The organism is Streptosporangium pseudovulgare (genome assembly GCF_014648055.1).
Taxonomy (GTDB): Bacteria; Actinomycetota; Actinomycetes; order Streptosporangiales; family Streptosporangiaceae; genus Streptosporangium; species Streptosporangium pseudovulgare.
This window is the reverse complement of the sequence record NZ_BMQJ01000001.1, coordinates 839,609-863,637: the sequence shown is the minus strand read 5'-3', so window position 1 is coordinate 863,637 and position 24,029 is coordinate 839,609. Positions and strand designations below refer to the sequence as shown.

Here is a 24,029-nt window from a genome sequence, read left to right as displayed (position 1 = left end):
GTCTTCCTCCCGGCCCTCGCGACGTCACGGGCCCGCGCCCCGCTCACCGAACGGACCGGAGGAGATGCCCCGGCCTTCATGACTCTGCTGCCCGATTCCCTGGAGCATATAGCGAGTTCCGGGCCAGGCCGGATGGGCCGACCGTTTCCGGGAGGTCACGCCGAACCGGGCGGCGGGGTCCTTCCGATCAGGAGAGGAGGCCGATGAACATGCGAGCATGATCGTTGATCGCGGCGTGCGGCCCTCGGGGGTGGACGTCGCTCCGTACACTGCCGGGAAGCCACGTACGCCATCGAAGGGTTGCAGGGTGCCGGATCTGGAGATCGCCGCAGAGGTCGCCGCGCCGGTGCAGCGGAAGGTCGTCGAACGAGGTCACCGCCCGTCTCGGTCATCCCGTGCCGTGGGCGGTGCCAAGCGCCTGACGGCGTTGTGCGCGGCCGCCGTCCTGGGCGCCGGGTGCACCGCCGCGCCATCGCGAGACGTGCACGCGCCGGCCGCCGCCTCCCCCGGCGTCACCACGGCGATCCCCGCGCCTTCTCCGGTCCGCACCGCCCGGGGCCGGGGCTGGCGGCTCGAGTACGTCGGCGACCAGCGCGGAATCGATCTGCAAGCGGTCGCGGCCAGCGGTCCGCGCGACGTGTGGGCGCTCGGCGGCCCGTACGAAGGCATCGGCAAGCTGCTGCTTCTGCACTTCGACGGCCGGCGCTGGCGTGAGCGTCCGGCACCCGAGGTGACCTGGGACCACAGGGATCACGAGAGGTTTCCCGCGCTGGTGGCGACCGGACCGCGCGACGCCTGGATCTTCGCGGCCACCGCCGCGGTGGCCGCGCACCACTGGGACGGAGAGCGCTGGAGCCGGGTTCCGCTACCGGACATGGACTACAACGCGGGCGAAGGGACCGGTGCCGCCGCCCTCGCGCCCGACGATGTGTGGCTGACGGTCGGGGACCACGCCGCGCACTGGGACGGGCGGGCCTGGACGGTCACGCGCCTGCCTGCCTGGGCGGCGTCGGTGTCGGCGGCGGCGCCCGGCCAGGTGTGGGCGGTCGGCGGCACCGGCCCGCCGTCCGAGCAGGGGGGCTCCGGCTCGCAGGCGGCGACCATGCGCTGGGACGGCCGGTCATGGCGGCTGGTCCCCGCGCCCGAGGACCGCACGCCGAGCCGGGCGATGAACAGCGAGGGCAAGCCGGACGGCAGTATTCCGTCGATCAGGCTCACCCATGTCGTCGCCCACGGTCCCGGCGACGTGTGGGCGACCGGTACCCGCAGCGATTTCGACTACGAGGACGGCAGCGTCACCTCCTCGATCGCCATGCACTGGGACGGCACAGCCTGGTCGTGGGTGCGGAGCCCGGCCGAGGTCTCCGCGTCCGGCTCCGATGGCGCGGGCGGGATCATCCTGGTCGACCAGGAGGCCGACGAGGGCGGCCTGAGCGGGACCATTCGCATCGGACCCGACGGCAGCCGGACCGGGCTACCGCGGATGGCGGGGGTGAACCGCAGGCGTGAGGTCGAGGTCTCCGCGGTGAGCGCGGTGCCCGGAACGGGGACGGTCTACGCGGTCGGCTTGGCCTATGGAAAGCACTTCGGCCCCATGATCGCCCGCTACCGCTGAGTTCTCCCCATGTGACATCCTCCCCGGCCGAAGGACCCCGTCACCCGATTCGGCGCGGTTCATCAGGTATGGAGCAGTGTCCCCCGGGGGCGAGGACTCGGCCCGCGTGATGACCCCCGGACCGATCCGAACCCGGCCGGTGCCGGCCGCGTAGGACTCGATCACCCGCCGGGCGACCGAGCGGCGTGAGCCGGGGACCCCCTCCCCCCTCCGGGAGGGGGCGGGGTCAGGCCTTCTCCAGGTAACGGTGGACCAGCGCCACCGCCATGGCCCCCTCGCCGACGGCCGAGGCGACCCGCTTGATGGAGTCGGCCCGCACGTCCCCGGCGGCGAACACACCGGGGACGTTGGTCTCCAGGTGGTACGGCTCGCGCTGGAGCGGCCAGTTGCGGGGACGGTTCCCGCCGGCGGTCAGGTCCGGTCCGGTGAGGACGAAGCCCCGGTCGTCCCGCTCGACCGTGTCGCCGAGCCAGTCGGTGAACGGCTCGGCGCCGATGAAGACGAACAACCGCTCGGTGTCCACCGCCCGCTCGCCGTCCGGCCCCTTGAGGACCAGCCGCTCCAGGTGGCCCTCGCCCTCGGCGGCGGTGATCTCGGTCCCGGTGTGCACCTCGACGTTCCGCAGCCCGGAGATCTGCTCGATCAGGTAGTGCGACATGGACCTCTCCAGCGAGTCGCCCCTGACCAGGAGATGGACCGTGCGGGCGTACTTCGACAGGTGGACCGCGCACTGCCCGGCCGAGTTGGCCGCGCCGACGACGTAGACGTCGCTGCCGGCGCACTCGGAAGCCTCGGTCAGGGCCGCGCCGTAGTAGCAGCCGGAGCCGATGAAACCGTCGAGGCCGGGGGCCGTGAGCCGCCGGTAGGCGACGCCGGTGGCCAGGATCACGGTGTGCGCCGCGATGCTGCCGCCGTCGGCGAAGCCGATCACCCGCGCCCGGCCCCTGGCCTCCAGGCTGGTGACCTGGCGGGCGGTGAGCAGCTCGGCGCCGAACTTCAGGGCCTGGCGGCGGGCGCGGTCGGCGAGCTGGGCGCCGGACAGGCCGTCGGGGAAGCCGAGGTAGTTCTCGATGCGGGAGCTCTGCCCGGCCTGACCGCCGGAGGCGTGCTGCTCGACCAGTACCGTGCGCAGCCCCTCGGAGGCCCCGTAGACCGCCGCGCCCAGCCCGCCGGGGCCGCCGCCGATGACGACCAGGTCGTAGAAGTCGGTGGCCGGGGTGGTGGACAGTCCGACGGCCGCGGCCAGCTCCGGGACGGAGGGGGCGGTGAGCGTCACGCCCTCGGCCGTGACCACCACCGGCAGCCGGTCGGCCGGCGGGGCCGTGTCCGTCTCGCCCGCCGCGGCGAGCAGCTCGGCGCCCTCGGGGGCGTCGGCCAGCAGCCAGCGGTAGGGCACCTGGTTGCGTGACAGGAAGTCGCGGACCTCGTAGGATCGCGCCGACCAGCGGGCGCCCACCACCCGCAGCTCGCCGGTCTCACGCCGGTCGGTCCGCTGCCAGGCGTCGAGCTGGGCGTCCAGCACCGGGTAGAGGTTCTCCTCCGGCGGGTCCCACGGCTTGAGCATGTAGTGGTCGAGGTCCACGACGTTGATCGCCTGGATCGCCGCGTCGGTGTCGGCGTAGGCGGTGAGGAGCACACGGCGGGCGTGGGGGTACAGGTCCATGGCCTGCTCCAGGAACTCCACGCCGTTCATCTGGGGCATGCGGTAGTCGGCGAGGACGATCGCGACGTCGTCGCCGCGCAGCCGCAGCTCGCGGAGGCTCTCCATGCCCTGGGCCGCCGTCTCGGCCCGGACGACGCGGTAGGAGTGGCTGTAGCGGCGGCGCAGGTCACGCGCGACCGACCGCGACACGCCCGGGTCGTCGTCAACCGTAACGATGACCGGTTTATCCATTGTCTGCCTTCCAGGGATACGGCGCCTCCTTGAAGGATGTCATAGGAGGACATATCAATATTCGGACGCCCTGGAGATCAGCGGCGGCCGACGACGTACTGCGCGGCCAGCAGCACCACGGCGCGGTCCTGGGTGTAGACGCCCCAGCCCGCGCCGTTCGCCAGGCCGCCGATCAGGGCCTCCCGGCGGTCGCCCACGACGACGAGGAGGCGGCTCCCGTCGTCCTCGCAGGCCCGGTCTCCCGCCCTGTCCGGCTCGGTCCCGAGGCACGTCGCCGACACCTCGACCCCGCGCTTCGCGGCCCTGCCGACCAGAGGGGACAGCAGCGCCGTCTCCTCCGGCCAGGCGGCGACGAGCAGGGCGGAGCGGGCGGCGGCCACCACGTCCCCGGCGCGGGTGAGCAGCGACTCGGCGTCCCTGAGGTTGTGGGTCGGCGGCACCTCGGGCGGCGCGGCGATCGTGGGCAGCGAGGACTGCAGCGACTCCATCGAGTCGTCGAACTCCCGGCGCATGCGCTCCAGCAGGGCCGCGGGCGGCAGCGGCTGGTAGCCGACGGCGCCCTCCTCCTCGTGCAGCTCGTAGGCGGCGCCCCGGGACACCAGCTTGCCCAGCGTCTCGTAGACCGTGCTGCGCGGCACGCCCGAGCGCTTGGCCACCTCGTACCCGTTGAGCGGCCGTCCGGCCCCGACCAGCGTGACGTACGCCTTGGCCTCATATCCCGACATGCCCAGGCGCTGCAACTGTTCCACGACGTCTCGCATCGCAGTCATGCTACGGCGCGCTGTCACCATTTAGTGTTGTCCCAAACCGCCAAATTCGGTTCCATATTCCAGGTCGGAGTCGTGGACCCGGCTCCGGACCGCTCACCCGGCGGCCGTCCCGTGGGGCCGCTCACCGCCGGGTTCTCCGGCCCTGCCGGGCTTTCGGGCCGCGCGGGACCTTCGGGCCAGGCGGGGTTTTCGGGCCGCGCGGGGCTTTCGGACGGCACGGAGCTTTCGGGCCGCGCGGGGTTTTCGGGCCGCGCGGGCTTTCCGCCGGGCCGCCGTACGGAAGACCCCCGGAAACGGCGAAGGGCCGCGGCCGTCCCCGGTGGGGGCGGCCGCGGCCCGGACGTGACGCGCCGGTGCGGGAGGGTCAGACCTGGCCGGCCTTCTCCAGGGCCGTGCAGCAGGTGTCCACCATGAGGCGGGTGACCGTGTAGGGGTCGACGTTGGCGTTGGGGCGGCGGTCCTCGATGTAGCCCTTCTTGTCCGCCTCGACCTGCCACGGGATGCGCACCGAGGCGCCGCGGTCGGAGACGCCGTAGCTGAACTGGTCCCACCGGGCGGTCTCGTGGTGGCCGGTGAGGCGGTCCTCGACGTCGGCGCCGTAGTTCTTGATGTGCTCCAGCGCGTTCTCGGCGAGCGCCTCGCAGGCGGTGATGATCGCGTCGTAGCCCTCGCGCATCGCCTTGGTGGAGAAGTTCGTGTGCGCGCCGGCGCCGTTCCAGTCACCCTTCACCGGCTTGGCGTCGAGCGTGGCGGCGATGTCGAAGTCCTCGGCGACACGGTAGAGCAGCCAGCGGGCCATCCACAGGTGGTCGGCGACCTCGACGGGTCCGGCCGGGCCGACCTGGAACTCCCACTGGCCCGGCATGACCTCGGCGTTGATGCCGGAGATCGCCAGGCCGGCCTCCAGGCACAGGTCGAGGTGCTTCTCGACGACGTCGCGGCCGAAGACCTCGTCGGCGCCGACGCCGCAGTAGTAGCCGCCCTGCGGGGCGGGGAAGCCGCCCTGCGGGAAGCCGAGCGGGCGGCCCTCCTTGAAGAAGGTGTACTCCTGCTCGATGCCGAACCAGGACTCCTGGTCGGCGAACCGCTCGGCGACCTCCACGAGCGTGGCCCGGGTGTTGCTGACGTGCGGGGTCATGTCGGTGTTGAGGACCTCGCAGAGCACCAGCACGTTGTCGCCGCCGCGGATCGGGTCCGGGCAGGTGAAGACCGGCTTGAGCACGCGGTCGGAGGACGAGCCCTCGGCCTGGTTGGTGCTGGAACCGTCGAAGCCCCAGAGGGGGAGCTCGGCGCCGTCCGCCAGGATTCTGGTCTTGGAACGCAGCTTGGCGGTCGGCTTGGTGCCGTCGATCCAGATGTATTCGGCCTTGAAGGTCATCCGCGGACTTCCTTGAGGAGGGAGAGGTCTGGTGTGCTTCCAGACTCGCAAGGAGCGGTTTCCCGGCTGTTGCCCGTATGTGAACAGGATGTTACCGATGCCCGTTTGGCGGATTTTTGACGTTATGTCCGGTTGGGGGCCCCGGTCCGGCGTCCAGCCCGGCGTCCGGCCCGGTGGCGGGCCCGGCGTTCAGTCCGGTGAGTCGGCGGCCTCGAAGCGGTCCGCCGAGACCGACTCCTGGGCCAGGCGGCGCATGGCGTCGAAGACCCGGCCGTACACCACGGTCAGGACCACCAGCGCCTCGACCGCGCTCTCCCGGGGACCGTCGAAGGGGATGACGCCGGTCTCGCGCTCGGTGACCAGCCGGAGCGCGGCCTCGGCGTAGGACCGCAGCCTCTCGCCGGTGGCGGGCATGCCGAGCCGGCCGAGGGTCAGGACGGCCTGGGCCAGCTCGTCGCGGGCGGGCGCGAGGGGGGTGACCCGCCAGTCGAGGTCGTCGACCAGCCGGTCCACCTCGGCGCGGGCGCGCCGCCAGTCCTCGTCGTCGGGCCGCGGCTCGACCGCCGGCGCGAGGGCGTAGTGGGCGGTGCCGAGCACGGTGTGCATGTCCAGGCTCTCGTCGTCCACGGCGGCGAGCACCCTGCGGATGGCGGCGATGGGCAGCCGGCCCACCTCCAGCAGCGCGCGGATCAGGCGCAGCCGGCGCACGTGGCCCTCGCCGTACTCCGCCCGGGTGGCCGACGTCTGCTCCCCGGGAGGGAGGAGGCCCTCGCGCAGGTAGTACTTGATGGTCGGGACGGGGACGTCCGTGGCGGCGCTGAGCTGGGAGATCCGCATGACCGGATGGTATCGGCGGCCCGGGCCGCCGCCGGAGCGGCGAGCCGGGCCGAGGCGGACCGGCCGCGATGCGCCGGAATGGTAGGAAGGCCGGGGAACCAGGCGAAATCCGCGTGATTTTCGAGAATTCGCGGGATTTCCTTCTCTGACATGTCGCTTTTCACCGGAAAGCAGCAGGGGGTTGACGTAACCCCCCGGTAAGAATAATTTTCATCCAACCTCCCGGCTGGTGAAAGGAATGTCTGTGGCCGCAGGCGCGCTCGGACGCATCCAGACCGAGACGCCCACGCTGCCCGGAGCCCTCCGCCGGGTCGGCGAGGCCATCCTGGCCGACCCCGCCGCGGCCGCCCGCTCCACGATCATGGCGCTCGCCGAGCGCAGCGGCAGCTCCCCGGCGACCGTCACCCGGTTCTGCCGGGTCTTCGGCTTCACCGGCTACGCCGGGCTGCGGGTCGCGCTGGCCACCGAGACCGGGCGGGCCGCGCAGGCCCACTGGGACGCCGGCGTCGGCCACGAGATCGCCCCCACCGACCCCTTGGACGTCGCGATCGGCGTGATGGCCGCCACCGACTCCCGGCTCATCCAGGAGACCGCGGCCCAGCTCGACGCCGCCGCCGTCGCGCGGGTCGCCGACGCCGTCGTCGCCGCCCGCCGGACACTGATCTTCGGCGTCTCCACCAGCGGGGCCGCGGCGAGCATGATGGCCGGGCGGCTGCGCCGGATCGGGATGCCCTGCTGGAGCCACGCCGACGCCCACGAGTCCCTCGCCGAGGCGGCGCTGCTGGCCCCCGGCGACGTCGCGATCGGCGTCTCCCACCGGGGCCGCACCCGCGAGGTCCTGGAGCCGCTCGCCGAGGCCGCGGCCCGGGGCGCGACGACCGTCGCCGTCACCTCCTTCGCCCGCTCCCCGCTGGCCGACCTCGCCCGTCTGGTGCTGACCACCGCCAGCAGGGAGACCACCTTCCGGCTGGGCGGCCTGGCCGCCGTCCACTCCCAGCTGTTCGTCCTCGACACCGTCTACGTCGCCGTCGCGCAGCGCACCTACGAGCAGACCGACCGGGCGTTCGAGCTCACCATCCGGGTGCTCGAAAGCCACCGCGTGGAAAGGAGCTGACGAGTGGGGACCGGCATGGAGATCGGAGCCGCGGACTACGCCCGCGAGGCGCGGGCGCTGGTGGACGAGGTCGTCCGCACGCAGGCGGAGGCCGTGGGGCGGGCCGCGGCGCTGCTGACCGCGTCCGTCCTGGACGACGGCGTCATCCAGGCGTTCGGCTCCGGCCACTCCGAGGCCATCGCGATGGAGATCGCCGGCCGCGCCGGCGGGCTCGTGCCCACCAACCGGCTCTCGCTGCGCGACCTCGTCCTGTACGGCGGAGCCCCCGTGGACGTGCTCCTCGGCGCCCCCGGCGAGCTGGAACGCGACCCCGGCGTCGCCCGGCGGATCTACGACCTCGCCCCCGTGCGGCCCCAGGACGCGTTCGTGCTGATCTCCAGCTCGGGGGTGAACGGCTCGGTGGTGGAGCTGGCCTCCATCGTCAAGGAGAAGGGTCACGGCCTGGTCGCCGTGACCTCCGTACGGCACAGCACGGAGATGACCTCCCGCCACCCCTCGGGCCGCAAGCTCCTCGACCTCGCCGACGTGGTCCTCGACAACGGCGCGCCGTACGGCGACGCGATCATGCCGCTGCCGGGCGGCGGCACGTTCGGCGCGGTCTCCACCATCACCTCCGCGCTGCTGGCCCAGATGGTCGTCGCCGAGGTGGTGCGCGCCCTGGCCGGGGCGGGCCGCACGCCGCCGATCTACCGGTCCGTCAACGTGACCGGCGGCGACGAGCACAACCGCGACCTTGAGAACCGCTACGCCGGAAGGATCCGGCGAGGTGCCTGATCACCCCCCAGGAGGAAGAATGACCCAACTGTCCCGGCGCGAGCTGCTGCGCAGCGCGGTCCTCGCGGGAATCGCGCTGCCCGCGCTGTCCGCCTGCGCCACCCCCGCGGGCAACGGCGGAGCCTCCCAGCCCGCGCCGGCCGCCGGAGCCACCAGCGCGGCCAACCCGCTCGGCTTCGCCGAGGACAAACCCCTGGAGATCTGGATCTTCGACGGCGGCTTCGGCGACGCCTACGCCAAGGACGTCCACGAAGCACTGGTCAAGGCCAAGCACTCCAAGCTGGAGATCAAGCACAACGCGACCAAGGAGATCGCCAAGACCCTCCAGCCGCGCTTCGCCGGCGGAAACCCCCCGGAGTTCATCAACAACTCCGGCGCCGACGCCATGGACTTCGGCGCCCTCGTCCAGGACGGCCAGCTCGCCGACCTCACACCGCTGTTCGACGCGCCGAGCTGGGACGACCCGGCCGTCAAGGTGCGCGACACGATCGACCCCGTCGCGATCGAGCTGGGCAGCTACGACGGCACGCCGTACGTCCTCAACTACGCCACCACCGTCTGGGGCATCTGGTACTCCAAGAAGCTCTTCGACGCCGAGGGCTGGCAGCCGCCCAAGACCTGGGACGAGTTCCTCAAGCTCTGCGAGACCATCAAGAAGGCCGGCAAGATCGCGCCGTTCACCTACGCCGGCAAGCACCCCTTCTACATCTACGAGACCATCCTCACCCTCGCCGCGAAGATCGGCGGCAAGGACGTGCTGAAGAACATCGACAACCTGGAGGACGGCGCCTGGAAGGCCGAGCCGGTCAAGCAGGCCGCCACCGCCTTCGCCGAGCTCGGCGCCAAGTACCTCCTCCAGGGCACCGCCGGCCTGGACCACATCCAGACCCAGACCGCCCAGAACAAGGGCCAGGTCGCCATGCTGCCCTGCGGCTCCTGGCTGGAGAACGAGCAGAAGGACACCACCCCCGCCGACTTCGACTACGCGATGTTCCCGCTGCCGGACTTCACCTCCTCCGACGCCCTGCCGTACGGCACGGTGCACGCCCGGCCGGGCGAGGAGTACATCGTGCCGTCCAAGTCGGGCAACCCCCGGGCGGGCATGGAGTACATGCGCGCGATGCTCTCCAAGGAGGGCGCCGGCAAGTTCATGGAGATGGTCTCCACGCTCACCATCGTCAAGGGCGCCGGCGAGGGACGCACCCTGAAGCCGGGCCTGAAGAGCTCCTCCGACGCGCTGACCGCGGCCGGTGACAACACCGTCTGGTTCCTGTTCCGCAAGTGGTACGTCGAGATGCACGACGAGGTGGCCGCCGCGACCGGGCAGCTCATGAGCGGCAAGCTGACCGTCGACCAGTGGACGGACCGCGTGCAGAAGAAGGCCGACTCCATCAAGAACGACTCCTCCGTGAAGAAGTTCTCGAGGTAACCGGGGTGAGCGGCGGCACGGCCGGACGGCCGGCGGTACGGCAGGGCACGGCGCGTACGGCGCGGGCCCCGGGTCCGGCGCGTCCGGCGCGTCCGGAGCCCGCGGTGGATGCGGTGGATGCGGTGGGCGCGCCGGGCGCGGCGGCCGGGGAAGCGGAGGACGGCCGGTGAACCACGGCAGGCTGAGGTTCGTCACCGGGTTCCTCGCGGTCCCGGTGGCGCTGTACCTGATCTATGTGATCGCCCCCTACGCGCAGGCGTTCTACATCGCGCTCACCGACTGGCGCGGGGTCACCGCGTCCCCGGCGTTCGTCGGCCTGGAGAACTTCCGCAGGCTTTTTGCGGACGACGTCTTCTGGACGGCGGTCGGCCACAACCTGCTCCTGCTGATCCTGATGCCGCTGCTCACCGTCGGTATCGCTCTCTTCTTCGCGTTCCTGCTCAACGCCGGGGGACGGGGCGGCGCCGCGGGCGTGTGGGGGTCGAAGTTCTACCGGGTGGTGTTCTTCTTCCCCCAGGTGCTGGCCGTGGCCGTGGTCGCGGTGCTGTTCCAGCAGGTCTTCCGGCCCGACCGGAGCGGCATGCTCAACGCGCCGCTGATCGCCCTCGGGTTCGAGCCCGTCGGCTTCCTGTCCGACACCGGCGTGGCGCTGTGGTCGATCCTCGGCGTGCTCGTCTGGCAGGCGGTCGGCTTCTACGTGGTGCTGTTCTCGGCCGGCATCGCCTCCATCCCGCGTGACCTGTTCGAGGCGGCGGCGATCGACGGCGCCGGGGGAGCGCAGCTCTTCTTCCGGATCACCCTGCCCCTGCTGTGGGACACCATCCAGGTCGGCTGGGTCTACCTCGGCATCGCGGCGCTGGACGTCTTCGCCGTCGTGTGGGTGATGACGGCCGAGCACGGCGGGCCCGACCACTCCACGACCGTGATGGCCGCGGAGATCTACCGGACGGCCTTCCAGTACTTCAAGTTCGGCTACGCCTCGGCGATGGGCGTGGTGCTCTTCTTCTTCACCATCGGGTTCGCGGCGCTGGCCCTGCGCCTGTCGCGGCGTGAGCGAATCGAGTTCTAGTGGCGGAAGCGGCGATACCCCGCAGCCGGGCCCTCGCCCGGGAGGAGCGCAGGCGGCGGCTCGGCCCGTTCGGGGTCCTGACGCACCTCGCGCTGCTGGTGTGGACGGTCCTGGTCGTGGTCCCGATCGCGTGGACCTTCCTGGCGTCGGTCAAGAGCGAGGACGAGATCTTCGGCGACGCCTGGTCGCTGCCGGCCGCCCTGCGCCTCGACAACTGGGCGCGGGCGTGGGACCAGGCCCACATCGGCCAGTACATGATCAACAGCGTGGTCGTCGTGGCGTTCGGCGTGTTCGGCACCATGCTGTTCGGCTCCATGGCGGCCTACGTACTGGCCCGCTACCGGTTCGTCGGCAACCGGGCGATCTATCTCCTGTTCGTCTCCGGCCTGGCCTTCCCGGTCTACCTCGCGCTGACCCCGCTGTTCTTCGTCGTGCAGAACATGGGGACGCTGCCGGTGGTCGGGCCGTTCATCGGGCTGAACACCCACGCCGGGCTGGTCCTGGTCTACATCGCCTACTCGCTGCCGTTCACCGTGTTCTTCCTGGCGGCGTTCTTCCGGACGCTGCCCGGTGCGGTGGCCGAGGCCGCCTTCGTGGACGGGGCCTCGCACACCCGGGTGTTCTTCCAGATCATGCTGCCCATGGCCCGGCCGGGCATCGTCAGCGTGACGATCTTCAACGTGCTGGGGCAGTGGAACCAGTACCAGCTCCCGCTGGTGCTGCTCAACTCCGACCGGAGCAAGTGGGTGCTCACCCAGGGCATCGCCGACATCTCCACCGCCGCGGGCTACGACGCCGACTGGTCGGCCCTGTTCGCGGCGCTCAGCATGGCGATCCTGCCGATGCTCGTGGTCTACACGATCTTCCAGAGCCAGATCCAGAAGGGCCTGACCGCCGGGGCGCTCAAGTGACGCCCCGCTGACGCGCCATCCCCCGTCCCCCGTCCCCCGTCCCCCGTCCTCTGCCCTCTGCCCTCAGCCCGGCGGCCGGGCGGAGGAGGGCGGGGCACCCGGGCGGAGGAGGGCCGGGCATCCGGGCCCTCACACCGCCGGGCTCTTCGGGCTCTTCGGGCCCCCGGGGTTCCTGGGATCCGTCAGGTTCTTCAGGGCCTCGCGGCGGCTCAGGCCGGTGATGCCCATGTGGTCGACGTAGCGGAGCACCTCGCCGGGATTGCTCCTGGCGTACTCGCGCAGCGCCCAGCCGATCGCCTTGCGGGCGAAGAAGTCGTTGTCGGACAGGCTCGGCTCGATGCAGGCGTAGAGCAGGCCGGGGTCGGTGGCCCCCCGGAACCGGTTCTGGCACAGGATGGCCGTACGGCGCCGCCACAGGTCGCGGTCGCGGGCCCAGCGCAGCACGAGCGGGCGCATGACGTCGGGGAAGGCCGCCAGCAGGCCGCCGACACGGTGGACGGCCAGCTCGTCGACGTAGTCCCACCACGCCCCGGTGACGATCATCTCCTCGTACATCGGCAGCGCGTCGAGCGTCTGGTGGGCCCGGTAGAGGCGGAAACCGGTCAGCTCGATCGCGGCGTAGCGCTCCTCGCGGTACTCGGCGTCCCGCCACAGCGTCAGCGCCGCCTCGCGCCACTCGCGCGCGTCCCGCAGCGGGTGCTCGCCGAAGACCCTCCGGAGCGCGGTACGGCGCGGCACCGCCTGGGCCCCGAGGAAGGGCATATCCGACTTCATGTAGGCCCGCATCGCCTCTGCCTTGCCCGGGTCCGCCGCCTCCGTCAGGGCGATCCGCACGGCCTTGTGCAGTGTGTCCATCACTCCCCGTCCGCCGCGCCGTCCCCGCGCGTGGCCCGCCCGGCGCTCATGGTCAGCTCCTCGCCGGCTCGTCGCCGGATCCTCCTCGGCTCCGCCGCCGGCCAGCCCCCGCCGGCCGCCGGGCGTCGCCGTGCCGGTTCGCATCACCGTGTCGGTTCCGTCCCCGGGCGTCAAGCCGGGCCCGGAAACCGCCGTCCGGGAGCGGCCGTCACCCGGACGGCACGGGGCGGGGCGCCCGGCTCGTGGCCCGCGGGCCGTCAGCCCGGGTGGCTGCCGCGCTCGCCGGTGGCCAGGCCGTCGAAGAGGATCATGATGTAGTGCTCGGCGATGGCCGCGGTGTCGAGGCGGCCGTCCGGCCGGAACCAGCGGACCGCGACCCAGATGGTGTCGCGGATCATGCGGTAGGTGAGCTTGGGATCGACGTCGGGGCGGATCCCGCCGGTGGCCTGGCCCCGCTTGATCTGCTCGATCCACATCCGCTCGACCTCCTCCTCGGCCTTCACCAGGTAGCCGAAGCGGTCGCCGGGCAGGGATCGCAGGTAGTTCCAGTCGTTCTGCATGACGGTGACCGCGGCGCGGTGCGGCTCCAGCGCGGCGAACCCGGTGCGGACCATCTCCGCCAGGACCTCGCCCGGTTCGCCCCCGCGCGCCAGCACGGCGCGGTAGCGGCCCACCAGGTCGTCGAGGAAGGTGGTCAGCACCTCGTCGACGATCGACTCCTTGGAGTCGAAGTGGTGATAGAGACTCCCGGACAGGATGCCGGCCTCCACCGCGATCTCGCGGACGGTCGTGGCCTGGAATCCCTTGCGGGCGAAGAGCTCGGCGGCCAGCTGGACGAGGTGGTCACGGCGCTCGGAGGCCGAGCCGGACGCGGTCGCGCGCCTGGCCGCGCCCTGGCGCCTGGCCGGGGCACTGGTCGTGCCGCCGGAGTTCTTTCGCGGGTTCACGTCACCCATTATGGTCCTTTGCGCAATCGCTTGTTCACCGGAACACACCAGCTCACGCTCGTTTTCCCCGGCGGACCAGGGGCCGGATACCGTGGCCCGCGTGAGGCGGAAGGCGACGGTGGCCGGGGATGTCCTGCTGTGGGCGGTGCTGTGCCTGCCCCTGCTGTGGGGCGGCCGGTCCGTCCTGCTGGCCGACCGCTACACCCCCTGGGAGATCGCCGCCGGGGCCGCCGTCATCGGGGCGGCCGTGGCGCTGGGCCGGTCGCGCCCGCTCCCGGCGATGCTCGTCACCGCGGCGCTCTGGCTGGCCGCGGCCGGGACCGGCAAGGCGGTGGGCTGCTTCCCGGCGCTGGCCGTCATGAGCTACCTGGCGGGCCTGCGCGTGCCGCGGGTGCGGCCCGCGCTGATCGCGCTGGGCGCCGGCACGGCCGTGACGGTGCTCGCCGTACCGGTGCTGAGCCGCGACACCGGGGACTGGTTCGTGACGGTCGCCGGAGTCGCCCTGTTCGGGGTCGTCCCCTGGCTGGCGGGGCACGCCCGGCACCAGCACCTGGAGCTGGCCCGCGCGGGCTGGGAACGGGCCGAACGGCTGGAGCGCGAGCAGCGCGCCGTCGCCGAGCAGGTACGGCTGCGCGAGCGCGCCCGCATCGCCGGGGACATGCACGACCTGCTGGGCCACGAGCTGAGCCTGGTCGCGCTGCGGATCGGCGCGCTGGAGGTGGCCCCCGACCTCGCTGAACGCCACCGGGAGATCGCCGGACAGGCCCGGTCGGCGGTCACCGCCGCCGCCGGCCGCCTCCGGGAGATCGTCGAGGTGCTCCGCGACGACACCGTCCCCGACCCGGTACGGCACGGCGTCGCCGACCTCGTCGAGCGGGCTCGGGCGGCGGGCATGGACGTCGAACTGCGCGGCCCCGGGGAGGACGGCCTCGCCCCGATGGCCCGGCAGGCCGTACGGCGGGTCGTGCAGGAGGGCCTGACCAACGCGGCCAAGCACGCGGCCGGAGCGCCGGTGACGGTCCGGCTCGACCGGACCGCGGACGAGACCGTGGTGACAGTGGTGACCGTCCTCGGCGGCCCGCCGCCCCGCGCCGCGGGCATCCGTGCGGCCGGGGCCGGCCCGGCGGACCCGGACCGGCCGGGAAACGGGGCGGGAGCGGCGGTGGGGGCGGCGGACCCGGGCGGTGCGGGACCGGGCGGGGGGTACGGGCTCGTCGGGCTGGCCGAGCGGGTGCGCCTGTGCGGCGGGTCGCTCCACGCGGGGGAGCGGGCCGGCGGATTCGAGCTGACGGCCAGGCTGCCCCGCGTCCCCGGTCCGGTGCGGGACGTCCCCGTGCCGTCCGCCGACCACCTGCGGCGGGCCCGGCGCCGGGTGCGCCGCACCCGGGCGGTGGCGCTCACCGCCACCCTGCTCACGGTCATCGGGACGGCGGCCGCCGTGGTGGGGTACACCGCCTACGACGCCGCCACCTCCGTGCTGTCCCCGGCCGGCTTCGCGCGGATCCGGGTGGGCATGGAGCAGGCCGCGGCGGAGGCCCTGCTCCCGGCCAGGACGCGGATCGACGGCCCGGCGGCGGGGGAGCCGCCGGTGCCCGCGGGGGCCCGGTGCCGGTACTACGGCACGCACGCCGACCCCTTCGGTGCGCGGAGCGGGGAGCTGTACCGGCTGTGCTTCGCGGGCGGGCGGCTGGTGGGCAAGGATTTCCTGCCCGTCGGCCGGGTTCCGTAGAGTCGGGCGGCGGGGCGGGGTCCGCCGGGCCGCCGGGCCGCCGGGCCGCCGGGCCGCCGGGCCGGAGGGCAGCGGGGTCGCGGGGTCGCGGGGTTCGGAAGAGGGGGACATGGTGGTCCGGGTCGTGCTGGCCGACGACGAGGCCGTGGTCCGTGCGGGGGTGCGGATGATCCTGTCCGCCGATCCCGGGATCGAGGTGGTCGCCGAGGCCGGCGACGGCCGGTCCCTGGTCGAGCTGGTGTGCGCCCACCGGCCGGACGTCGCGCTGGTGGACATCCGGATGCCCGGCCTCGACGGGCTGGCCGCGGTCCCCGAGCTGCGCCGGGTCGCCCCCGGCACGGCGGTGCTGATCATGACCGCCTTCGGTGAGGACGCCGCCATCGCCAGGGCGCTCGGTGACGGCGCGGCCGGGTTCCTGCTCAAGACCGGTGACCCGCGCGAGTTCCTGCTCGGGGTGCGGGCGGTCGCCGAGGGCGCCGCCTATCTGTCGCCCCGGGTCGCCTCCCGGGTGATCGACGGCATCGCCGGCGACCGGCTCGCCAGGAGCGCCGCCGCCCGCGACCGGATCGGCGCGCTCACCGGCCGCGAGCGGGAGGTCCTCGGCCTGCTCGGTGCGGGGCTGTCCAACGCGGAGATCGCCCGCCGCCTGCACCTGGCCGAGGGCAGCGTCAAGACGTACGTGAGCACGATCCTGGGCCGGCTCGGCGTGCGCAACCGGGTGCAGGCCGCCATCCTGGCCCACGAGGCGGGGCTGGCCGCGCGGTCCTGAGCGGACTCCGCCGCGGCGAGGCGGCCGGGGCGCGGGGCCCCCGTACCCGGCGGTGCCGAGGCGCCCTGAGAGGCGCGGGGAGGCGGGCCGAGGCCTGGACCCCGGAGGTCCAGGCCCGGAGGTTCAGCAGCCGTCGGTCGAGTAGCAGCCCTTCACGTACCACTTGCCGCTGTAGTAGGCGCCGCTGCTGGCCTTGCTCGTGCTGCCTATGGAGACCAGGGAGCCCGGCAGGTAGGAGCAGGACGAGGTGGAGCAGAAGTAGCCGTAGACCCGGAAGTAGGTCTCAAGCCCGCTGGTGCATCTGACGCTCACCGAGTTGTTGGTGCTCGCGGTCTTGGTGCAGCCGCTCACCGCGGCGGCGGGGGAGGCGGTGGCGCCGATGAGGGCGGTGGCCCCGAGAGCGATACCGGCGATGCTGGAGAAGATCTTTTTCGTCACGGGCATTCATGATCGCTTGTCGGTGCCCGCCGCACAAGGGGGGGCGGCGTGGTTTCCCGGCGGATCGGGTGTTCCCCCGGCGCGGACGAGGTCATGGGCTCCGGGACCTGTTCCGTGGAGCCGTGGCGGGGGTCCACGGAACGGGTCCTAGCGGCGGGCCGTCCTGGTGTCCAGCACCAGCGTCCGGAGGGTGGCGTGCGCGCGCCACCGGCCGACCAGCCGCGTCACCGGGACGGCCAGGGCCCACATGACCAGTGGCGCCACCACCGCGCCGAGCAGCAGGCCGGCCAGGACGTCGTGCGGGAAGTGGACGCCGACGAACACCCGGGAGAAGGCCCCCAGCGCCGCCAGCACCGGCACGTAGAGCAGCGTGCGGCGCCAGGCGACGGCCAGTGCCACGGCGGTGGCCCCGGCGAGCGTCGCGTGGTTGCTCGGCAGCGACCAGTCCCCGAACTCCGGGCACGGGGTGAGGGTGACCACGCCGTGGACCAGGCGGCAGGGGCGGTCGATCCGCAGCACGTCCTTGACGATCTCGCTGACCAGGTAGGACGCCACCATCGCGGCGGGGGCGAGGAGCGCCAGCGCCATGGCCCGGTCGCTGCGCCGTCTGGCCCGCCACCAGGCGGCGAGATACAGGACGGCGAAGACCAGCAGTACGGCCTCGGTGCCGACCTCGGCCAGCTCCTGGAACCAGTGCGGGGTGGTCCGGGCGAACGCGGTGATCTGCCGGTACCACTCGGCGCTCACGTCGGGGACGTCTTCGATCTCGTTGGGCACGCTTCCTCCGTGTCGTTCCAGATGGTGCTGATGACCGTAGGGAACGGGAGGTGCGGCCGGCCGTCGCCGAACGTCGCCGGCCGCCGTTGACTTTAGTCAATGCCGGCCCGGCGCCGGGCTCCGTCCCGACGTGTCGGCGTGTGCTCCGGAGGGCGGGCGGGGCGCGCGGGGGTGGGACGGCTGCGGGGGAACGGGACCGGTGACCGGGGTGAAGGCCCACGGTCAGCCCACTGGTAATTAGTAAACTTTCCTATTAGATTTGCGGGGAGTCCCGGGAGAGCGCTCTCGCCGGGAAGGCCCCTGGGACAACGTGCTGCCCGCGCGCCCACGGCAGGAGACGCCGTCGCCGGGCGAGGAGGATGCATGAAGCGCGGCCGAGAGCTGCTTCGCCTGGCGGACACCGTCGTTCTCCCCGGGTTCGAGGGGAGGACCCCGCCCGACTGGCTCCGGCGGCGGCTGTCCGACGGCCTGACCGGAGTGGTGCTCTTCTCCCGCAACATCGCCTCCCCGAGCCAGGTCGCGGACCTCACCGCGGCGCTGCGCGCGGAGAACCCGCAGGTCCTCGTCGGGATCGACGAGGAGGCGGGGGAGGTCACCCGTCTGGAGGCCGCCACCGGCAGCAGCAGGCCGGGGAACTTCGCCCTGGGCGTGGTGGACGATCCCGGCCTCACCGAGGAGATCGCCCGCGACCTCGGGCGCGATCTCGCCCTGGCCGGGATCAACCTCGACTTCGCCCCTTCGGCGGACGTGAACTCCAACCCGCGCAACCCGGTCATCGGGCTGCGTTCCTTCGGCGCCGGCCCGGCCCTGGTCGCCCGGCACACCGCCGCCTGGATCCGCGGCCTGCAGTCGGCCGGGGTCGCCGCCTGCGCCAAGCACTTCCCCGGGCATGGCGACACCTCCGTCGACTCCCACCACGGCCTGCCGCTCATCGGCGCCGACGCCGACGAGCTGCGCGAGGTGGTGCTGCCGCCCTTCCGCGCGGCCGTGGCCGAGGGGGTGCGGGCGGTCATGACCGGTCACCTGCTGGTCCCGGCGCTCGACCCCGTCATGCCCGCCACGCTCAGCGGCCCGTTGCTGCGCGACCTGCTCCGCGACGAGCTGGGCTTCGAGGGCGTCATCGTCACCGACGGCATCGAGATGGAGGCGGTCTCCGGGCCCCACGGCATCGGCGGCGCGTCCGCGCTGGCCATCGCCGCCGGGGCCGACGCGATCTGCGTGGGCGGCGAGCACGCCGACGAGCGGACCGCCGTCGAGGTGCGCGACGCCATCGCCGACGCCGTGATCGAGGGCAGGCTCCCCGAGGAACGGCTGGCCGACGCGGCCGAGCGGGTCTGCGAGCTGGCCCTCTGGGCCGGCTCCGCGGGACCCGCCCGCCGGTCCGCCGCCTCCGCGTCCCCCGGGGGGCCCGCCGCCGGCCGTACCGTCGTGCCGGTCGGTTCCCCGGCCCCGGAGGCGTCCGTGCGCCCCGGGGGCGTTCCCGTCGGCCTGGCCGCCGCCCGGCGTGCGCTGCGGGTCACCCGGCGTTCCTCGGCCGCCGTCATCCCGCTGCCCGCCCCGCCCCACGTGCTCGAACTCGCCCCCGAGATGAACCTCGCCATCGACCCGCACACCCCCTGGGGCGTCGGCGAGCCGCTCGGCAAGCTGCTGCCCGGCACCACGGTGACCCGCCTGACCGCCCCGGAGGCCACCGGGGGAGCGACCGAGGCCGCCCTGGCCACGGCGGCCGGCCGCCCCCTGGTCGCCGTCGTCCGCGACGCCCACCGCCACGCCTGGCAGACCGCCGTCCTCGAACACCTGCTGGCCGCCCGTCCGGACGCCGTCGTGGTCGAGATGGGACTGCCCGACCGCTGCGATCTCGGCGCGGTCCACCTGGCGACGTACGGCGCCGCCCGCGTCTGCGGTCAGGCCGCCGCCGAGCTGCTCGCCGGGTGCGCGGGCTCTGACGGCTAAATCTGACTTACTTCGTAAAGGGCACCCTTCTCGAAAGAAGCGTCAAGGCGGAGATAACGCCAGAACCGGGCAGAACGAATCACCGAACGGGAGACCCGCACCGCCCGGCCGTCCGTCACGGAGGCCGGGCGGACGCGGCCGGTCAGGCCATGTCCCACAGCAGGCGGTAGTAGGCGATGCGCTCGGGGTCCGGGGCGATCCCGTACGCGTCGTAGAGAACGCCGTCGTATCCCGGGCCGTAGTCCCACTCCGTGCTCCACGCCGCGACCGCGAGGTCGGCCCACCGGTCGGCCACGCCGAGCGAGCCGAGGTCGACGTGCGCGGCGAACGCGCCGTCGTCGCGCAGCAGGGTGTTGGGGGCGCACGCGTCACCGTGGCAGACGACCGGGCGGTCGATCGGGGGCGGAGCGCCGATGCGCGCCCGGGCCTCGGCGAGGTCGGCGCACCCGTGCGCGGCGAGGTCGTCGGCCGGTCCCTCACCGGCGGCGATGCGCTCGTCCGCGCGGACGAGCCGCCGCTCGACGCTCCAGTCGAACGGGCACTCCTCCACGGGCAGGGCGTCGTGCAGCAGGCGCAGTCCCCGGCCGATCGCGGCGGCCGCGGTCGCCGGGTCGGCGGTCCACCGGGGGTCCACCGCCGACCGGCCGGGGATCGCCGCCGTGACCAGCCACGCGCCGTCGGCGTCCGCGCCGTGCTCGACGACCCGCGGGACGGTCACCCACCGCCGCGCCCAGGCCAGGCGCTCCGCCTCACCGGCGAGGTCGATCTCCGGGGTGCCCGCGGCGACCCACTTGACGTAACGGTCGCCGCCGGAGGCGCCCTGGAGGCGGAACGTCAGGCCGCCGAGCTCGTTGCGCCACACCGGGGTGACGGTGTCGTCGCCGGCGAGCGCCGCGACGACGGCGGGGACGGGCACCGGCCCGGTCGGGATCTCGGAGATGACGGGGAGGCTCATGACAGCCATGATCCTCCCCGCCCCGGACCGGTGACCAACGGTTTCCCCGCGGGCGGGTCCGCACGGGACCGCCGGACGGCCCACCCCGGACGCGCGTCTCCCGCGGGCGGGTGGGTTCCGCGGGCCGATCAGCCCTCGGTCCGCTCCACGGGCAGCCACAGCTCGGCGGCGGCCTCCTTGCCGTCCTGCGACATCCGGGTGAGCAGCATGATCTCCGGCCCCGGCCTGGTGCGGTACGGGTTGGACGGGAACCACTGCGAGTAGGCGTCCGCCCAGATGCGCTGCAGCGCCTCCGGGACCGGTCCCGAGCTCTCGAAGACCACCCACGTCCCCGCCGGGACGACGAGGGCGTCCAGGTCCCCGGGCGCCTCGGCGCCGGTCACCACGCCGTGGTAGTAGTCCAGCTCGCTGCCCTCCGCGCGGCCGGGGTCGATGTCGTCGCACACCGAGACGATCCCCCGCGGCTCCTGGTCGGAGAGCGCCGCCATCCGCCCCAGCGTCTCCTGGTCGACGCTCCGGACGTGGTCGGCCATCGGCTGGTTCACCCCCAGGTGGACGAGGGGGATCCGCGCCTTCCTGCCGACCACGCGGAACCCGTCCTTCTCCACGATCCGGTACCGCATGCTCATGCTCCCTTCGATGACGAGGCGGAAGGACATGGGGGGCTGGAAGCGCAGGGCCGCGCCGGTCCGCCTGGCCTCGCCGGGGCCGATGCCGTGCACGGCGCGGAACGCGCGGGCGAACGCCTCGCCCGAGCCGTAGCCGTACCGCACCGCCACGTCGAGCAGCGTCTCCTCCCCGGCGATCACCAGGGCCCCGGCGACGCTGAGCCGCCGGCGGCGGACGTACTCCGACAGCGGCATGCCGGCCAGCGCGGAGAACATCCTCCGGAAGTGGTACTCCGACGTGACGGCGATCCGCGCCAGCTCGGCGACGTCGATCCGCTCGTCGAGGTGCTCCTCGATGTGTCGCATGGCCTGGTTCAGCCGGTCCAGCATCCCCGTCTCCTTCTCTTTCGAGTCATCACGCTAGGCGCGGCGAACCAGACCGGACCCGACATTCCATGCCCGCTCGGATCGGGTGCGGCGCCCGCCGTGGCGCCCGGGTCGTACGGATGCGGGGCCTGCTCGTCCGGGCCGTTCCTAGGCGTCGGCCCTGCGCCTGCGGTAGGCGCGCTGCCGGCAGGCCCGCGAGCAGTACACGCGGGGGCGGCCCGAGGGGGCGGCGTCCAGCAGGGTGCCGCATTCGGGGCAGCTTTCCGGGCGAGTTTCGTCACGAGTTTCGTCACGTTCGTTCTCGCGTTCGCGGACGAGCACCTCGACACCGTCCAGGAGACGGCGCAGGCCGAACGCGAAGGAGTCCTCCGGACGGTCCCAGCCGCCCGTCTCCCACAGGCGGGTGAGCGTGGGGTAGCGGCCGAGCCGTTCGTACAGGGAGTCGCGAGCGCCCCACCAGTCCTGCTCGGACACGCCGCTGCGCCGCTCCTCGCGCCGCGTCTCGGCCAGGAGCAGGGCCTCGGCGTCCACGAACCGGCCGAGCAGGTCGATCACCGCGATCACCTCGGACGGCCGCAGCGCGGTGCCGGTCAGCGTGCCGAGCATGTAGTCGTAGTGGGCCACGGCGTTGGGGCCCGGCAGGTGGCGGGAGCCGCGCACCTCGGCCAGCCAGGGGTGCCGCCCGCGGAGCTCCCACCCCTGCCGGGCCACCTCCGCGAGCCGCTCCCGCCAGCTCCCCCCGGCGCCCGGTCCCTCCTCCGGCGCCCCGGCGAGCACCTCGCCCAGGACTTCGTCCCGCATCAGGTCCACGAGCTGGTCGCGCCCGGGAACGTGCCGGTACAGCGACATGGTCGTGAAGCCGAGCCGGTCGGCGACCTTGCGCATCGACAGCCCCTCCAGGCCCTCGGCGTCGGCCAGCTCGATGGCGGCGCGCACGATCCGGCGCAGGCTGAGGCCCGGTCGCGGCTCGCGTTCCGCCTCCCGCCACAGCAGCTCCACCCCGTGGTCGGGATCCCCGGCTCTGCCCTGCGCCATTGGCACCTCCTTTGTTTATGGTGTAATACCTTGTTTACGGCATAAACAGCAAAGGCGGTCAAGCATGTTCCATCTTCACGTCGCCCCCGACGGAGACGACTCCTGGCCCGGCTCCCTCGAACGCCCCTTCGCCACCCTGGAACGGGCCCGGTCGGCCGCCAGGGAGGCGGGCGGAGACGTCGTCGTCCTGCTCCGGGGCGGCACCCACGAACTCGCCCGGCCCCTCGAACTCACCGAGGCCGACTCGGGCGTCGTCTACCAGGTGTACGGGTACGGCACCCCCGCGCGGGAGGAAGCCGTGCTGAGCGGAGGCCGGACGATCACCGGATGGCACGAGCGCGACGGCGTCTGGGCGGCCGAGGTCGGCGACCTGGAGACCCGCCAGCTCCACGTCGACGGCCGCCGCGCCGTCCGCGCCGGCATCCCGGGCCTGCCGGGCTCGTCCCCGGCCGCGACCGCGACCGGCTACGTCACCGACAGCGCCGAGCCGCTCGGCTGGCGCAGCCCCCGCGACGTGGAGTTCGTCCACCGGGGCGTCTACCCGTGGACGGAGGCCCGCCTGGGCGTCGCGGACGTCTCCCGCGACGGCGGCCTGACGGCGATCACCATGGCCCGGCCCGCCTTCGACTGGGCCGCCGAGCTGTACAACTCCACGTGGGACGGCGTCACCTCCGCCGGTCCCGGCCTGCCCACCCGGATCGAGAACGACCCGAGCTTCCTGCGCGAGCCGGGCACCTTCGTGCTCGACCGCTCCCGCCCCGGCGACCACGTGCTGCGCTACCTGCCTCGCCCCGGTGAGGACCCGGCGCGCACCCGGGTGGTCGCCCCGGTGCTGGAGACCCTGCTGCGCGTGGCCGGCGCGCGGGGGACGGCCTTCCTGGGGCTGGTGTTCGCCGACGCGACCTGGCTGCGCCCGAGCCGTCCCGAGGGCTTCGTGCACTACCACGGCAGCGGCTACTACGAGGGCGGCGGTGTCGAGGTGGCGGTCCTGGGGGAGGGGGCATCCGTGACGTATCCCGCCGCTTCCGTGACGATTCCCGCCTGTGTCGTCTTCGAGGACACCGTGGACGCGGTGGTCGAGGGCTGCCGGTTCACCCGGCTCGGGGCGTCCGGGCTGGGCGTGTCCGGCGGCGAAGGGCTCACCGTGCGCGGCTGCGACTTCGACACCCTCTCCGCCGGGGCCGTCGTGGTGTCCGGCAGCCGGGGCACGGTGATCGAGGACAACCTGGTGCGCGGCATCGGGCTCGAATACAGCGGATCGCCCGGGATCTCGATCATGGGGGCGTCCGGCTGCGTCGTCGCGCACAACGAGATCGGCGACGTGCCGCACTGCGGGATCACGGCCGGACCCGGCGAGGGCACCCGGATCCTGAACAACCGCACCGCCGGCACCATGCAGGTCCTGGCCGACGGCGGCGGGATCTACCTGTCCGGGCCGCAGGGCGACTCGCACGGCAACGGCGCGCTGGTGCGGGGCAACGTCATCGAGGACACCCGCACGCCGTACAACTTCGGGCTCTACACCGACTACGGGGCCTCGTGGGTGACGGTCGAGGGCAACGTCGTCGCCCGCGCCGACAACACGGCCGTGCTGCACGTGGGGCCGCCGCTGGAGAACGTCGTCTACCGGGGCAACTTCTGGGACGCCGACCCGCTGGGCCACGACGACCCGCCGAGCGGCGTCACCTACGAGGGGAACGTCACCATCAAGGACGAGCACGAGCTGAACGCCGCCACCGCCGCCATCCGGGCGCGGGCCGGACGGCGGCGCCGGGACTGACGGGC

Annotated in this window: 21 protein-coding genes; 10 read left to right on the top strand and 11 right to left on the bottom strand. The window is 73.3% G+C overall.

What is annotated here, in order from left to right; translation table 11 throughout:
- The first annotated feature begins 307 nt into the window (after window positions 1-307).
- Entirely contained in the window at window positions 308-1,615 is a 1,308-nt protein-coding gene (locus IEZ10_RS03770; RefSeq protein WP_189244977.1) for a hypothetical protein, read from the top strand.
- A gap of 226 nt (window positions 1,616-1,841) precedes the next feature.
- On the opposite strand, the gene IEZ10_RS03765 is transcribed toward IEZ10_RS03770, so the two are convergent.
- The 4 genes from IEZ10_RS03765 to IEZ10_RS03750 all read right to left on the bottom strand — a co-directional run bounded on the left by IEZ10_RS03765 (window position 1,842) and on the right by IEZ10_RS03750 (window position 6,494).
- Window positions 1,842-3,509 carry an NAD(P)/FAD-dependent oxidoreductase gene (locus IEZ10_RS03765; protein ID WP_189244976.1) on the bottom strand — a complete coding sequence of 556 codons (1,668 nt, stop codon included), beginning with the start codon at window positions 3,507-3,509 and terminating at the stop codon, window positions 1,842-1,844.
- 77 nt (window positions 3,510-3,586) lie between these two features.
- Entirely contained in the window at window positions 3,587-4,270 is a 684-nt protein-coding gene (locus tag IEZ10_RS03760; protein ID WP_229810898.1) for a TrmB family transcriptional regulator, read from the bottom strand.
- Between the two features lie 373 nt (window positions 4,271-4,643).
- Entirely contained in the window at window positions 4,644-5,657 is a 1,014-nt protein-coding gene (glnII, locus tag IEZ10_RS03755; RefSeq protein WP_189244974.1) for a glutamine synthetase, read from the bottom strand.
- A gap of 189 nt (window positions 5,658-5,846) precedes the next feature.
- Window positions 5,847-6,494: a MerR family transcriptional regulator gene (locus IEZ10_RS03750; RefSeq protein ID WP_189244973.1), complete on the bottom strand. Its 648-nt coding sequence runs from the start codon at window positions 6,492-6,494 to the stop codon at window positions 5,847-5,849.
- Window positions 6,495-6,732: 238 nt separating this feature from the next.
- On the opposite strand from IEZ10_RS03750, the gene IEZ10_RS03745 reads away from it, so the two are divergent.
- From IEZ10_RS03745 to IEZ10_RS03725, 5 genes are all read left to right on the top strand, one after another.
- A complete protein-coding gene (locus tag IEZ10_RS03745) occupies window positions 6,733-7,608 on the top strand; it encodes a MurR/RpiR family transcriptional regulator (RefSeq protein ID WP_189244972.1) in 876 nt (291 codons plus the stop codon).
- A 3-nt stretch (window positions 7,609-7,611) separates the two neighbouring features.
- Entirely contained in the window at window positions 7,612-8,382 is a 771-nt protein-coding gene (locus IEZ10_RS03740) for a sugar isomerase domain-containing protein (protein ID WP_229810897.1), read from the top strand.
- Window positions 8,383-8,401: 19 nt separating this feature from the next.
- Window positions 8,402-9,811 carry an N-acetylglucosamine/diacetylchitobiose ABC transporter substrate-binding protein gene (ngcE, locus tag IEZ10_RS03735; RefSeq protein WP_189244971.1) on the top strand — a complete coding sequence of 470 codons (1,410 nt, stop codon included), beginning with the start codon at window positions 8,402-8,404 and terminating at the stop codon, window positions 9,809-9,811.
- Window positions 9,812-9,977: 166 nt separating this feature from the next.
- A complete protein-coding gene (locus tag IEZ10_RS03730; protein WP_189244970.1) occupies window positions 9,978-10,880 on the top strand; it encodes a carbohydrate ABC transporter permease in 903 nt (300 codons plus the stop codon).
- Window positions 10,880-11,791 (top strand): carbohydrate ABC transporter permease, encoded by a 912-nt coding sequence (locus IEZ10_RS03725; RefSeq protein ID WP_179818988.1) that lies wholly within the window; start codon window positions 10,880-10,882, stop codon window positions 11,789-11,791. Before IEZ10_RS03730 ends, IEZ10_RS03725 begins: the two co-directional genes overlap by 1 nt.
- Before the next feature lie 129 nt (window positions 11,792-11,920).
- Here IEZ10_RS03725 and IEZ10_RS03720 read toward each other — a convergent pair whose 3' ends face one another.
- Both IEZ10_RS03720 and IEZ10_RS03715 read right to left on the bottom strand, forming a co-directional pair.
- The gene (locus tag IEZ10_RS03720) at window positions 11,921-12,646 is read right to left on the bottom strand and encodes a DNA alkylation repair protein (protein ID WP_189244969.1); all 726 of its coding nucleotides are present in this window, start codon (window positions 12,644-12,646) and stop codon (window positions 11,921-11,923) included.
- 257 nt (window positions 12,647-12,903) lie between these two features.
- A complete protein-coding gene (locus tag IEZ10_RS03715) occupies window positions 12,904-13,593 on the bottom strand; it encodes a TetR/AcrR family transcriptional regulator (RefSeq protein ID WP_229810896.1) in 690 nt (229 codons plus the stop codon).
- 100 nt (window positions 13,594-13,693) lie between these two features.
- Here IEZ10_RS03715 and IEZ10_RS03710 point away from each other — a divergent pair, with 100 nt between their 5' ends.
- On the top strand, window positions 13,694-15,322 hold the full coding sequence (locus IEZ10_RS03710; protein WP_229810895.1) for a histidine kinase: 1,629 nt from the start codon (window positions 13,694-13,696) through the stop codon (window positions 15,320-15,322).
- Window positions 15,323-15,434: 112 nt separating this feature from the next.
- Window positions 15,435-16,091, top strand: a complete 657-nt coding sequence (locus IEZ10_RS03705; protein WP_189245099.1) for a response regulator — start codon at window positions 15,435-15,437, stop codon at window positions 16,089-16,091.
- A 123-nt stretch (window positions 16,092-16,214) separates the two neighbouring features.
- On the opposite strand, the gene IEZ10_RS03700 is transcribed toward IEZ10_RS03705, so the two are convergent.
- Window positions 16,215-16,529, bottom strand: coding sequence for a hypothetical protein (locus tag IEZ10_RS03700; protein ID WP_189244966.1), 315 nt, complete (start codon window positions 16,527-16,529; stop codon window positions 16,215-16,217).
- Window positions 16,530-16,676: 147 nt separating this feature from the next.
- Window positions 16,677-17,306 carry a phosphatase PAP2 family protein gene (locus IEZ10_RS03695; RefSeq protein ID WP_189244965.1) on the bottom strand — a complete coding sequence of 210 codons (630 nt, stop codon included), beginning with the start codon at window positions 17,304-17,306 and terminating at the stop codon, window positions 16,677-16,679.
- A gap of 363 nt (window positions 17,307-17,669) precedes the next feature.
- Here IEZ10_RS03695 and IEZ10_RS03690 point away from each other — a divergent pair, with 363 nt between their 5' ends.
- On the top strand, window positions 17,670-19,259 hold the full coding sequence (locus IEZ10_RS03690) for a glycoside hydrolase family 3 N-terminal domain-containing protein (protein ID WP_189244964.1): 1,590 nt from the start codon (window positions 17,670-17,672) through the stop codon (window positions 19,257-19,259).
- A 142-nt stretch (window positions 19,260-19,401) separates the two neighbouring features.
- Here IEZ10_RS03690 and IEZ10_RS03685 read toward each other — a convergent pair whose 3' ends face one another.
- The 3 genes from IEZ10_RS03685 to IEZ10_RS03675 all read right to left on the bottom strand — a co-directional run bounded on the left by IEZ10_RS03685 (window position 19,402) and on the right by IEZ10_RS03675 (window position 22,244).
- Window positions 19,402-20,214, bottom strand: a complete 813-nt coding sequence (locus IEZ10_RS03685) for an aminoglycoside 3'-phosphotransferase (RefSeq protein ID WP_189244963.1) — start codon at window positions 20,212-20,214, stop codon at window positions 19,402-19,404.
- Between the two features lie 128 nt (window positions 20,215-20,342).
- A complete protein-coding gene (locus IEZ10_RS03680; protein ID WP_189244962.1) occupies window positions 20,343-21,212 on the bottom strand; it encodes an AraC family transcriptional regulator in 870 nt (289 codons plus the stop codon).
- A 144-nt stretch (window positions 21,213-21,356) separates the two neighbouring features.
- Complete coding sequence (locus tag IEZ10_RS03675) at window positions 21,357-22,244, bottom strand: TetR/AcrR family transcriptional regulator (protein ID WP_189244961.1); 888 nt, start codon at window positions 22,242-22,244, stop codon at window positions 21,357-21,359.
- Window positions 22,245-22,308: 64 nt separating this feature from the next.
- Between IEZ10_RS03675 and IEZ10_RS03670 the strand changes: the two genes are divergently transcribed.
- On the top strand, window positions 22,309-24,024 hold the full coding sequence (locus IEZ10_RS03670) for a right-handed parallel beta-helix repeat-containing protein (RefSeq protein ID WP_189244960.1): 1,716 nt from the start codon (window positions 22,309-22,311) through the stop codon (window positions 24,022-24,024).
- The last annotated feature ends 5 nt before the right edge of the window (window positions 24,025-24,029 follow it).